The organism is Streptomyces laculatispora (assembly GCF_017353455.1).
GTDB classification, from domain to species: Bacteria; Actinomycetota; Actinomycetes; order Streptomycetales; family Streptomycetaceae; genus Streptomyces; species Streptomyces laculatispora.
Map to the genome: position 1 here is coordinate 1 of NZ_JAFMPZ010000179.1, position 12,498 is coordinate 12,498.

Genomic DNA, 12,498 nt, shown 5'->3' on the forward strand with positions numbered 1-12,498 from the left:
GAATCGGGGCGCGGGGCGGGTTCAGGCGCTGAAGGCCAGGAGCTTGGCGATGCCGTTGCGCTGGATCTCCGACGTGCCGGTCAGGACGCGGAACATACGGATCTTGCGGAAGAGGTACTCGATCTCGTTGCCCTGGGTCAGCCCTTCCTTGCCGTGGATCTGGACCGCCTCGTCGAGAATGCGGAACGACGACTCGGCGACGAACAGCTTGCACATGAATGCCTCGGCAGGGACCTCGCGGCCCGCGTCGAGCGCCGCGAGCGCGGCGTACGTCATGGAGCGCGCGGCGTAGAACTCGGTGGCCATGTCGGCGACCTTGTGCTGGATGGCCTGCAGGGCGAGCAGGGGCTGTCCGCCGGCGGCCTTGCGGTGGCGGGTGCGGTCCAGGGTCAGGTCCAGGGCACGGCGAGTGGCACCGATGACGGTGGGGCAGTGCAGCAGCCGGTTGGTGGTGACCCGGCCCAGCGCGATGCGCATGCCCTTGCCCTCCTCGCCCAGCAGGTTGGCCGCGGGGACGTGACAGCCGTCCAGGACGATGTCGCTCTCGATGTGCTCGCCGGACATCGGCGTCGCACCGTCCTCGACCCGGCAGCCGGGACTGTCGAGGTCCACGAGGAACGCGGAGAAGGCGGGCTTGTCACCGGCCTGTTCGCCGGTCCCGGCCATGCGTGCCACCACGATCGCGAAGTCGGCGAACGGCCCGGCCGAGGAGAAGACCTTGTGCCCGGTCAGTCGGTAGCCGTCGCCCTCGGGTACGGCGACCGTGCGCATCGAGCGGACGTCGGAACCCGCGTCCGTCTCGGTGAGGGAGAAGCAGCAGGCCCGTTCCCCGCGGATCAGGGGCAGGAGGTACGTGGTGAGCTGGTGCTCGGTGGCGTGCTTGAGGATGTCGCCCGCACGCAGCGGTCCTCCCATGTCGCCGAGGACGCTGTGGGCCAGGACGCGGCCGCTCGCGCCGATCTCCTCCTTGAGTGCCGCGAGCTGGGTGTACGTCAGGTTCTGCCCGCCGTACTGCTCCGGCAGGTGGATGCCGTAGAAGCCGAGTTCACGGCTGCGGTGCCACACGGGTTCGAGGTCGGCGCGGGTCAGCCGGCTGCCGGGGGTGAATCCTCGTTCGCGCTCGTAGTCGGCGAGTTCGCCGCCGAGGTAGTCGCGCAGCCGGTCGACGAGTCCGGCCAGGTGCGGGTCGTCGTCGTGGGCGGGGTGCAGGGAGAACGTCACGATGGGTTCCTTGTACGAGGTGGGAAGGACGTCGGAAGAAGGGGAAGGCGCGTGGGCCTCGGGGGCGGCGTCAGTTGACGCGGCGGGCGGAACCGGCCCAGTACGGTTCACGCACGGCCTTGCGGTCGAGCTTGCCGTTGCGGTTGTGCGGCAGCGTGGCCACGAAGTCGACCGCGGCGGGCTTCTTGAAGCGGTCCAGGCGTTCGGCGCAGAAGCCGATCAGCCCCTCGGCCGTGACGGCCGCCCCGTCGTACGGGACGACGACCGCCCGCACCGCCTCGCCCCACTTCTCGTCCGGTACGCCGACGACACAGGCTTCCTGGACTGCGGGGTGCTCGTACAGCGCCGCCTCGACCTCGGTGCAGTAGATGTTGAAGCCGCCCGAGATGATCATGTCCTTCTTGCGGTCGACCAGGAAGAGGTACCCGTCCTCCCTCGTCCACGCGAGGTCGCCGGTGTGCACCCAGCCGTCGCGGAAGGTCTCCGCGGACAGCGCGGGCTCCTTCCAGTACTCCCGTACGCAGTCGGGTCCGCGCACGATGACCTCACCGACCTCGCGCGGCCCGAGCTCCCGGCCCGCCTCGTCGACGACGCGTATCTCGGTGTCGTACGAGGCGCGGCCGCACGACTGGAGCAGCTCCGGGTCCTCCTTGACCGCGCGGAGGACTTCCTCGCTGCTCAGTCCCGCGACCACGCTGGTCGTTTCGCCCAGGCCGTATCCCTGGGCGACGACCGGGCCGAAGAACTCCACGGCGTCGCGCAGGCGTTGCGGCGAGATGGGCGCCCCGCCGATCCGGACGCTCTCCAGCGACGACAGATCGTGGGCGCCGGCGCCGGGGTGGGCAAGCACCATGTTCACCATGGCGGGCACGAGGAACGTCGCGGTGATGCGCTCCTTCTCCACGGTACGCAGGAAGCTCTCCGGGCTCCACGTCGGCAGGACGTGGGTGGCCGAGCCGCCGAACACCCCGGCGAGCAGGCCCATCCCGGTGGCGTGCGTGATCGGGCCGCAGGCAAGGTAGCGGCTGTCCGGCCGGGGCCGCGACTCGTCGCTCATCAGTTGCTTGCGCATGTTGGCAAGCCGGTTGCCCACCGTCTGGACAGCGGCCTTCAGCGAGCCGGTGGAACCGGACGTGAAGTTCAGGACACACGGTTCGTCCTCCGCGACCTCGACGGCGAACGGCGCCTCGTCCCCCTCGGCCAGCAGGGTGTCGTAGCCGGCCTCGGCCGCCTCCGGGAAAGCGGACGCGTCCAGTGGGACGGGCAGGCAGCCGGTACCGGCCGCGGCGATGGCGGCCAGGGCGTCGTCGCGGTGGGCCTCGTCGAAGACCAGGGCCCGCACGGGTGCGTAGCGCAGGAGGTGCCCGACCTCGCGGCGCCCCAGCCGAGCGTTGACCGGGGCACGGGTCAGCCCGGCCTTGTACAGGGCGAATTCGATCTCGACGAGCTCGCCGCGGTTCCAGGCCAGTGAGGCCACCGCGTCGCCGGGGCGCAGGCCCCGGGCAGTGAGCGCGGAGGCCAGCCGGCTGGTCCTGCGGTCCAGTTCGGTGAACGTCCAGGAACGCTCACCGCACACGAGGGCGGGCGCGTCGGGCCAGTAGCGGGCGCTGCGGGTCAGATAGGTGCCGAGGTTCATGAAGACGTACTCCAAGCGGAAGGCCGGCAAGGGGCGGGGTCGGAGGTGGTGGAGGAGGAGGTGGGTGGCGAGCACCGAGTGGCAGATGATTTACAATCTGACCATTTACAGACAGTTTGTTTATTAACTGTATGAGTGTCAAGAGTCTTCTAGACTGTGCGCCACGGATGGCGACCGCCACGGAAGAGGAGAGGTCACGATGGCCGAGGACAGGCGAACCAGGCGCTCAAGGCGCTCCCTGGGGGCAGCACTGGTGGGACTGGTGCTGGAGCGCGGCTTCACCGCCCTGACGGTGGAGGACATCACCGAGCGTGCGGACGTGGCCCGTGCGACGTTCTACGCCCATTTCCGCGACAAGGAGGACCTGTTCGCCCGCGTGACGTCCGATCTGCTGGACGAGCTGTCCGAGCGCCTCGCCCCCGCGGTGGCGGAGAGCGCTGTCGGCTTCACCGGCAAGCCGGTCCTGGAGATGCTGCGCCACGCGCGCGAGGAGCGTGACCTGTACCGGATCGTGCTGCGCGGCGAGGGTGACGGAAAGCCGCTGCAGATGTTCATGGACGCCTGCGCTCGGGCCACGGCTCAGGAGTTCCGCGCCCGCGCCGAGCGCAACGCGGTCGAGCCGCGCATCGACGCGGACCTGCTGGCGCGGGCCTGGGTGGGCGAGCAGGTCGCCGTGCTGCGCTGGTGGGTCGAGCAGGACAGCCCGTCGCTTCCCGCGGAGGAGGTCGTCCGCATGCTGCTCGACCTTGCGATGCACGGCCGGTACTGGGCGAGCGGGTTCCGGGTCCAGGACTGAGGGTGGGTGCGGCGCACCGGCGCGTGGGCGGCGCCGCCCCGCGAACAGGACGGGGAGGTCAGCGGAGCCCCAGGCGGCGGGCGTCGCGCTCGGGGCGGATGGCGAGCAGAGCCACCAGACCGGCGAGGAACATGACGGCCGCCGAGAGCAGGAACGCACTGGTGTAGCCCGCGCTCTGCGACTCGGCGGAGTCCAGCAGGCGCCCGGTGAGGTAGGGGGCGATCAGTCCGGGCAGGGTGCCGCTCGCGGCGACGATCCCGAACAGCGCACCGCGCTGGGCCGCCGGGACGACAGCGGCCGTGGTCATGTAGTGCAGCGGGAACGCGAGGGCGTGCCCCCCGAAGGCCACGGCGATGAGCACGACGAATAGGACGCCCTGGCCGCTGGACGAGAAGACGGCCATGGCCGCTGCGGCCAGGATGACGGCGATGCCCTGTGGGGCGCCGGCCGACCAACGGCTGGACACACCCCGCCGGTTCAACGCGTCGACCAGCGGCGACACCCCCAGCAGCAGAACCAGGCTGAAGGCGGAGATGCCACTGATGAGCGTGGCCGTCGCGCTCGGCGACATGTCCATCTGTGTCCGCAGATAGGTCGGCAGCCAGGCGTGGCTCAGCGCCATCGCCCACGAGGCGCCGAACGCCCCGGCGATACTCCCCAGCACCGTGCCGTTCAGCAGGAGCCGGCGATACGGCAGGCGGCGCACCGCCTGCCCCGGGGCGGCGCCGGCGCCATGCGGGGCGGCCGGGTGGCCGTAGGGGCCGTCCCGCCCGATCCGCCACCAGGCCACGCTCCACACCAGGCTCGTCACCGAAAGGGCCGCGAACGCCGAACGCCAGCCGAAGTCGGTGATGAGCCAGGTGAGGACCGGCGCGGCGATCAGCGTGCCCAGCGCGGCGCCACTGATCTGCAGGGCGGACGGCAGGCCGCGCCGGTCCAGGGGGAACCACTTGTACAGCGCGTGCATCGACATCGACGTGGCGGGCCCCTCGGCCGCACCCAACAGCACCCGCCCCGCCACCAGGGCCGGCACCGAGGCCACCACCAGCACCGGCAACTGGGCCACCGACCACAGCGCGGCCATCGAGAACAGCAGCACCCGGCTGGACACCCGCGCCGAGACGAAGCCGACGACCAGGCCGGACAGGCTGAACAGGACGGAGAACGAACTGGATATCGCACCGTACGTGCTGTTGCTGATGCCCAGATCGTCCATGATCGGGACGGCGGCCAGGCCCAGAACGGACTTGTCGGCGAAGTTGACGATCATGAACGTCACGACCATCGCGGCGATCAGCCAGGCATGACGCCGGTCGAAGACGGGCTCCGGCGGCGTGCCGGCCTCGACGGTACTGACCACGGTGGGCGGCGGCGGATTGGCCATGGGCACTCCTGCGGCTCGGAGAGGAGGGGCACAGGGACAGGTGCCTGAGCGGTGTGCACTCGGCGCGTACGGGACCGGCCCGGCGGCCGGCCGTTGACGTCGGGGCCGAATCGCCAGGCTCGCTCCGACGAGGCCGTCGCCGCCGCATCCCCTGCCCGCACCTGCCGAAGACCGGCACCAGCACTCTCAAACAGATTGTCTGATAGCAAGCAACTCGCTTGGAAACGTAACGCTAGGCCGCCTCCGGGTCAATGGTTCAGTTAATTCTTGGGATCACGGTGGTCATTCACTGAACGATCTGTATGTTAATGATGAATGAGTCCGGTAAAATTCGCTGAACGGGAGCGACACATGACCGAGATGGCCCCCCTGAGTGATCTCATGTGGACGCGCGGCTACACGGACCCCGCATGGGTCCGGCGCTTCACCTCCTCCGGCCGCGAGCTCTCACCCAGCCGGGCGGTCAACCGGGGCCGCGAGGGATCGCGCGCCCTGCCGGAAGCGCCGGCCGATCTCGGCGCACTGGAGATCACCGCGCCCGGCGGCGGCACACTCAAGCTGCCGGAACTGTTCGCGGCGGCCCGGACGGACGCGCTGGTGGTGCTGCACCGGGGCGCCGTCGTCCATGAGTCCTACCTCGACGGCTTCGAGCAGCACATGCCACACCTCAACGCCTCGGCAGCCAAGTCCTACCTCGGCCTCGTCGCGGCCGTGCTCGCGCACGAAGGAGTCCTGGACCGCACCGCCGCGACATCGGCCTACGTCCCCGAACTGGCCGGAACCGCGTTCGGCGAGGCCCTGATCGACGACCTGCTCCACATGGGCACGCGGATGAGCTACGCGGGGCGGCCCTACGACAAGCCGGTCGAGGCCCAGCGCTACTTCGCCGTCATCGCGCCCCAGTTGCGCCCCTTCGGGTACAGCGGGCCCACCACGATCCGCGAACATCTGCTGACCGCGCGGGCCACGGGTGAGCCGGGAGTCGGGTTCCGCTACGAGAACGGCAACGTCGAAGCACTGGCGGCGGTTCTGCGCCGCGTCACCGGGCTGAGCACGTCCGCTCTGCTCAGCGAGCTGATCTGGTCCCGCCTGGGCGCGGACGAGGACGCGTACTACATCCTCGACAGCGAGGGCACGGAAGCCGCGTGCGGTGGATTCAGCGCCACGGCACGCGACGTGGCCAGGCTCGGCGAGATGCTGCGCCAAGGCGGGGCGGTGGGTGACCGGCAGGTGGTTCCGGAGGCCGTCGCCACCACCATCGTGAGCGGAGTTCCCGACGGCTACGCCCGGCACGTCCGCTTCCCCGCAGCGCCCGCCGATTCACCCGCCTCGCTCTCGTACCACGACCTGTGGTGGATCCTGAACGACCCGCACAGCTCCTTCATGGCCAGCGGAATCCACGGCCAGCGCCTGTTCGTCTCCGCCGAACTGGACCTGGTGATCGTCCACTTCGGCTCCCAGGTGATGTCCCCCGCCGTACCGCCCGCCCCGCTCGTTCCGGCATTCCTCCAAATCGGCAGGCATCTCGCCGCCGGCGCCTGAACGTCCACCGCCCGGCCAGGCGTCAGCGCATGTCGGCGGTGATCGCCCAGCGCTCGTGGTCGCGCCAGGCTCCGTCGATGAAGAGGAAGTCCGGCGAGAAGCCCTCCAGCCGGAAGCCGGCCCGGCGCACCAGTGCGAGCGAGGCCTCGTTGCCCGGCTGGATGTTGGCTTCGAGGCGGTGCAGGCCGAGGGGCCCGAAGGCGTGCCGCAGAACCAGGCCGAGCCCCTCGGCCATCAGCCCGCGCCCGGCCGCGTGGGCGAAGGCGCCGTATCCGAGCGCGCCGCAGCAAAAGCTGCCGATGACGATGTTGTTGATGTTGATGAAGCCGGCGATGGCACCGTCGGCCGCGACCTCGCCGCCGTGCCGCTCGCACACGAGGAAGCCCGCTTTCGTGGGGTCCTCGATGAGTACGGCCGCGTACGCGGCGTACATGTCCGGATCGGCGGGCGGGAACAGCCAGGGCCGGTGCAGTTCGCGGCTCTGGCGGGCCCGTGCGGTGAACTCGTCGGCATCCGCGAGGGTGAAGGGGCGGATCGCCGTGCGCGGCCCCTCGGCGAGGTAGGTGGTGTCGGACATCGGCCCAGCGTAGGTGCCACGCAGGACGCCGGTGCTACTTGGGCCGCCTGCGGAAGAAGTAGGCGCCGCAGGCCATCCCGGCCACGAACATCACGATCAGCGCCACGTAGAGCGGAATGGTCACCAGCGGGATCAGGAGGCGGACCGTCACGTCGCCGGTGTTCTCCGCGATGAACACCACCGACAGGATCGCGATGACGATGACCGCGATGCGGGCCGGGGTGAACGCCCCGGTGCGGCTCGTCCCGCCGCTCGACACATCCTTCGGGCTCATGAACCGGCCCCTTCCCTGCTCCTGGCGCGCCTGCGCCCCCAGAACACCAGGATGGCTCCGTCCGGGTGCCGGGGGGCGGTCCTGTACGCCCATACGGGTGACAGGGGGTGCGGCAGGCGCTCACCGTGTCAGTTCACCGTGCCGCCGGTCACCGTGCCGCCGACCACGGGCAGCTCCAGCACTCCGGTGTCCTGGGGCGCGCTGACCACGGTGACCGGCTTGATGCCGCGGTTCCCGAAGTACGCGGTGTCACTGGCCGCGATCACGAATTCCAGCCGGTGCCCCGACTCGTACCGGTGGACGATTCCGGGCAGCTGCACGGTGAACGGCCTGGTCACGTCCGGAACCCGGACCGGCGAGACGAGCCGGTTCACCAGCGTCCTGGAGCCGTCCGGCGCGACGTCGTACACCTTGGCGAACAGGACGAGCCTGTCGGAGGCGTCACCGCTGTTCTGTACGCGCTCCGTCTTCGGCGAGACGACCTTCAGCGTCACCCTGGGGGCGCCGACGACATCGACGGCGGAGGTCAGCGGGGCGCTGGTCCAGCCGAGGTAGGTGCCCTTGGTGTCGTACGGCTTGGCGTCGGGCAGGCCGACGAGACCGGCGAGCGAGCTCTCGGAGTGGCTGGTGGGCACCAGCCAGTTGGTGTACTGGCGGCTGCCGCGCGAGACCTTGGAGCGGTTGTCGACGAGCTTGCCGTCGCCCGAGAGGTACATCTTCCGCGTGAGGCCCGGGACGGCGGCCGCGGTGCCGTAGCCGCTCTGCCAGTCGCGGTAGTAGGCGAACTCGGGTCCGGTGCCGGTCTTCGTCTCGTGGCGGAGGTAGCGGTCGAACCAGGCGAGGATGCGCCCGCCGACGTAACTGCTCTCCAGATTGCCCTGGCCCAGGTCGAGTTCACCGTCCACCTGGCCGCCGCTGTGGCCCCAGGCCTGCCAGATCATCTTGGCCATGGTGCCCTGCGCCTTGAGCGTCTCGTACGTGGCGGTGGCCTCGTTGAGGTTGAAGAGGCTGTCGGCCTGGCCCTGGACCAGGAGCGTCGGCGCCTTGACCCGGCTCAGGTACGAGACCGGGGAGACGCTGCGCGCGTAGTCGAGCATGGCGGCGGTCTTCCCGGCCGGGTAGCGGCCCGAGTTGAGCAGTTGGACGGTGTCGCAGGCCTTGGCCGCGAAGTGCAGGCAGGTCAGGCTGCCGAACCGGGAGGGGTCCAGGCTGGGGCTGAGGATCGTCTGCCCCTCCCCCATCAGGTAGAAGCCGTTGGTCCACTGCCATTTGAAGACCCCGGCGGTGTCGGAGGAGACGCCGTCGGCCGCACCGGTGTTGTTGGGGGCGAGTGCGTAGCCGAGGTCGTTCCAGGTGATCAGCGGGACCAGGGCGTCGACGCGGTGGTCGACGGCCGCGGTCGCCATCTGGACGGCCCCGCCGTACGAGCCGCCGATCATGCCGACCCGGGGGTCTCCGGGACCGTCCTGGGTGACGAAGCCGGCCTTGGTGCCGTCGTCGGCCGCGCGGGTCCCGCCGAGGAAGTCGACCAGGGCCGCGGCGGCCCTGCCGTCGGTCTCGGGGTCGTCGAGTGTGATGAGGCAGCCGGACTTGCCGAAGCCGAGCCCGGAGTAGACGAGCCCGACGTAGCCGCGTGAGGCGAAGGCCTTGCCGATGCCGTCGGTGGAACCGTCCGACTTGCTGCCGCCGAAGCCGTTGGTGGCGAGCACGGCGGGCGCCGGGTGCTGCGCGTCGGCGCCGGAGGGGCGGTAGAGATCGGCGTCCACGGTGCAGGACCGGCCGCCCGCGGACACGGTGAACTTGAGCGGGGTGACGGTGTATTCGGAGCCCGCGGCCGCCGTTGCGGCCTGTGCGGTGCCGGCGAGCGCGAGCGGCGCCGCGAGGGCGGCCCCGGCGACGAATGCGAGCGGTCTGCGGGACAGCGACATCGACCGGGACCGGAAACGGGAGCCGGGAACAGCACGCGACACGAAGTCCTCCACACCGAGGGCGCCTTACCGACCAGTAAGTACTGGGGCGCGCTCATGCTGTGACACAGGTCATAGCGGCGTCAACGTCCCGGACGGCGTTTCGTGAAGGCTGCTCAACTTCTCCGCATCGACGCCCGGTTCGGCGCGCGGGGCCCGCCCGCACCGCTCAGACCAGCGCCGATACCTCGACCGTGAGGGTCGCCCGGCCGCCGTCCGCGGGCGCGTCCAGCACGGCCGGGACCCCGAGCGGAATCGTCAGCCCGGTGGGGCCGTGGCCGAAGCCGAGCTCCTCGACGACAGGGATGCCGAGGCCGCCGAGCCGGTCGGCGAGCACCGCCCGCACCTTCGCGTACGGCCCGCAGCCCGCCCAGGAGCCGCAGGCCACCCCGGCGATGCCGTCGAGCGCCCCGGCCCGCAGCAGCTGGGTGAGGATGCGGTCGATGCCGTACGGGTCCTCGGTGGTGTCCTCGATGACCAGCAGCCCGCCGCGGGCCGACCGCCGGGCGTGCGGGCTGCCGAGGTCGGCGGCCAGCAGGTGCCCGCAGCCGCCGTAGGTGATCCCCCGGGCCCGGCCGGGCACCAGGACCCCCGCTCCTTCGAGTCCCAGCGTCCGTACCGTCTCGGGCTCGAACAGGGTGGCCCGCAGGGACTCCTGGGTGCGTGGGTCCTTGAGGAAGGTCTCCGCACCGACCATGGGGCCGTGCAGGGTGGCGAGCCCGGCCCGCAGGGCGAACGCCTCGTGGAGCACGGTGATGTCGCTGTAGCCGACGAACACCTTGGGCCCGGCGGCCCGCATCGCCGCCCAGTCGAGCAGATCGACCATGCGCTGCGCCCCGTACCCGCCCCGGGCGCAGATCACCGCGTCGACCGACGGATCGCACCAGGCGTCCTGGAGATCCCGGGCACGCGCCTCGTCCGTACCGCCGAGATGGTCCAGCTCCGGGTGGACGTCCAGGACATGAGGCATCGTCAGGGTATCGAGCCCCCAGCTGCGCAGGACGTCGAGGCCGGGCTCCAGGCGGTCGACGGACACCGGTCCGCTCGGCGACACGACGGCGACCCTGGAGCCCGCGCGCAGCCGGGCGGGGCGGGTGAGGGGTACGAGGGTCACTTCCGCAGCTCCAGCCGCGGCACGTCGGGCCGTTCGATGCCGAAGGTCTGGGCGTACAGGGAGAGTTCGGCCTCCAGCGCACTGATCATGGTCTCGGCGCGGCGGAAGCCGTGGCCCTCGCCCGGGTAGGTGAGGTAGGCGTGCGGGATGCCGCGCCCCTGCACGGTGGCCAGGAAGCGTTCGCACTGCACGGGCGGGCAGATCGGGTCGTCCTCCCCCTGGAGCAGCAGGAACGGCGTGGTGAGCCGGTCGGTGCGGGTGATCGGCGACCGTTCGCGGTAGCGGTCGGGGACCTCGGCGAGCGGGCCCACCAGGGACTCCAGGTACTGCGACTCGAAGTCGTGGGTCTCCCCGGTGCCCCAGCCGGTCAGATCGAGGATGGGGTAGATGATCGTGCCGCAGGCGTAGACGTCGGTGCCGGTCAGCGAGGCGGCGGTGGTCCACCCGCCGGCGCTGCCGCCGCGGACGGCGAGCCGGTGCGGGTCCGCGGTGCCCTCGGCGGCGAGCGCCCCGGCGACGGCCGCGCAGTCCTCCACGTCGACGACGCCCCACTGTTCGCGCAGGCGGTTGCGGTAGGCCCGTCCGTAACCGGTCGAGCCGCCGTAGTTGACCTCGGCCACGCCGATGCCGCGCGAGGTGAAGTAGGCGATCTCCAGGTCGAGGACGAGCGCGGCGTGGCCGGTGGGGCCGCCGTGCGCCCACACGACGTAGGGCGGCAGCTCGCCGGCCGGGCCGGTCCGGCCGGGGCTGTGCGGCGGGTAGATGTGGGCGTGGATCTCCCGGCCGCCCGGACCGGTGAAGGTGCGTTCGGCGGGCTCGGGGTAGTAGGCGGGGTCGACCGCGTCCTCGTGCGGCGCTCCGATGATCCGGGTGTGCCCGGTCGAGGTGTCCAGCTCCACGATCTCGTACGCGCTGTGCGGGCTCGCGGCGATGCCGATGACCCGGCTGCCCTGCACGGCGAGCGTCTCGGCCCATGCGGTCCAGGGTCCCGCGATGTCGACGAGACCGCCGGTCTCCGGGTCGAGGATGCCGAGCGTGGTGGCCCCCTTGCCGTGCAGGGTGGCGATGAGCCCGTTCTCCAGCGGACGGAACCAGCTGAGGCCGATCTTCCACAGGGGTCCGGCGAACTCCTCCTCCCTGGGGCAGAGTTCCACCGCGACACCGCCGTCCGGATCGGCGCGGTAGAGATTCCACCACCCGCTGCGGTCACTGGCGAGGAGCAGGTGTCCATCCGCGGTCCACTGGATCTGCGGCACCGACTCCTCAGGACCGCCCAGGAGGGCCCGGGGGGCGTGGAACACACCGTCGTCCCCGATGTCCGCGACGATCACCTCGGTGCCGTCCCACGGCATCCGCGGGTGGTCCCAGGCGATCCAGGCCACCCGCCGTCCGTCCGGCGAGAGTTCGGGTCCGGTGACGAACCGGTGCCGGCCGTCGGAGAGTTCGCGTACCGCGGACCTGTCCCCGGCCGCCGATCCGTCGAGCGGCACGGCGGCGATCAGCCTGCGCAGTTCGCCGGGTCCCTCGCCGGTGAACTCCTCCAGGACGCACCAGATCTCGCCCGAAGCGCCCCGGTCCGGGTGCAGGCGCGGATCGGCCCAGCGCAGCCCGCCGCCGACCGGCGAGACGGGGGTGAGCGGCCATGGTTCGCCCCGCCCGTCCGGCTCGTAGGCGTACAGCCGCTGGTCGTCGAAGTGGACGAAGACGATCAGCGGGCCGCCCTCGGCGCGCTCCGTACCGGTCCAGGGCCGTCCGCCGTACTCGATGACGCGGCTGCGGACGTTCCAGGGGGCGGGCAGCTCCGCGGTGGTTCCGTCGGCCAGGCGTCGGAAGAGGGCGCGCCGGCCGGCCTGGGCCGGGCGCGGCTCCGTCCACCACAGTTCGTCGCCGACCGCTTCCACGTACTCCGGCCGGCCGTCCCGCGAGGCGGCCAGCGCGGCGTCGATCGGTGACGGCCAGCTTCCGTAGGCCCCTGTGGTTGCCATGT

General features: G+C 71.2%; 10 protein-coding genes. 2 read left to right on the plus strand and 8 right to left on the minus strand.

The window, feature by feature from the left end; all coding sequences use genetic code 11:
* Positions 1-21: 21 nt before the first annotated feature.
* Both J1C73_RS10355 and J1C73_RS10360 read right to left on the minus strand, forming a co-directional pair.
* Complete coding sequence (locus J1C73_RS10355; RefSeq protein WP_207316076.1) at positions 22-1,221, minus strand: acyl-CoA dehydrogenase family protein; 1,200 nt, start codon at positions 1,219-1,221, stop codon at positions 22-24.
* 70 nt (positions 1,222-1,291) lie between these two features.
* A complete protein-coding gene (locus tag J1C73_RS10360; protein ID WP_207316077.1) occupies positions 1,292-2,857 on the minus strand; it encodes an AMP-binding protein in 1,566 nt (521 codons plus the stop codon).
* A gap of 199 nt (positions 2,858-3,056) precedes the next feature.
* Here J1C73_RS10360 and J1C73_RS10365 point away from each other — a divergent pair, with 199 nt between their 5' ends.
* Entirely contained in the window at positions 3,057-3,653 is a 597-nt protein-coding gene (locus J1C73_RS10365; RefSeq protein WP_207316078.1) for a TetR/AcrR family transcriptional regulator, read from the plus strand.
* A gap of 58 nt (positions 3,654-3,711) precedes the next feature.
* Here J1C73_RS10365 and J1C73_RS10370 read toward each other — a convergent pair whose 3' ends face one another.
* Positions 3,712-5,037, minus strand: coding sequence for an MFS transporter (locus J1C73_RS10370; protein WP_207316079.1), 1,326 nt, complete (start codon positions 5,035-5,037; stop codon positions 3,712-3,714).
* 351 nt (positions 5,038-5,388) lie between these two features.
* Here J1C73_RS10370 and J1C73_RS10375 point away from each other — a divergent pair, with 351 nt between their 5' ends.
* Positions 5,389-6,579 (plus strand): serine hydrolase domain-containing protein, encoded by a 1,191-nt coding sequence (locus J1C73_RS10375; RefSeq protein WP_207316080.1) that lies wholly within the window; start codon positions 5,389-5,391, stop codon positions 6,577-6,579.
* Between the two features lie 22 nt (positions 6,580-6,601).
* Here J1C73_RS10375 and J1C73_RS10380 read toward each other — a convergent pair whose 3' ends face one another.
* From J1C73_RS10380 to J1C73_RS10400, 5 genes are all read right to left on the minus strand, one after another.
* Positions 6,602-7,156: a GNAT family N-acetyltransferase gene (locus J1C73_RS10380; RefSeq protein WP_207316081.1), complete on the minus strand. Its 555-nt coding sequence runs from the start codon at positions 7,154-7,156 to the stop codon at positions 6,602-6,604.
* A gap of 34 nt (positions 7,157-7,190) precedes the next feature.
* Positions 7,191-7,430 (minus strand): LapA family protein, encoded by a 240-nt coding sequence (locus tag J1C73_RS10385; protein ID WP_207316082.1) that lies wholly within the window; start codon positions 7,428-7,430, stop codon positions 7,191-7,193.
* A 128-nt stretch (positions 7,431-7,558) separates the two neighbouring features.
* Positions 7,559-9,358 (minus strand): CocE/NonD family hydrolase, encoded by a 1,800-nt coding sequence (locus tag J1C73_RS10390; protein WP_207316096.1) that lies wholly within the window; start codon positions 9,356-9,358, stop codon positions 7,559-7,561.
* A gap of 208 nt (positions 9,359-9,566) precedes the next feature.
* Complete coding sequence (locus tag J1C73_RS10395) at positions 9,567-10,511, minus strand: S66 peptidase family protein (RefSeq protein WP_207316083.1); 945 nt, start codon at positions 10,509-10,511, stop codon at positions 9,567-9,569.
* Positions 10,508-12,496, minus strand: a complete 1,989-nt coding sequence (locus tag J1C73_RS10400; protein ID WP_207316084.1) for a prolyl oligopeptidase family serine peptidase — start codon at positions 12,494-12,496, stop codon at positions 10,508-10,510. Before J1C73_RS10400 ends, J1C73_RS10395 begins: the two co-directional genes overlap by 4 nt.
* Positions 12,497-12,498 lie beyond the last annotated feature (2 nt).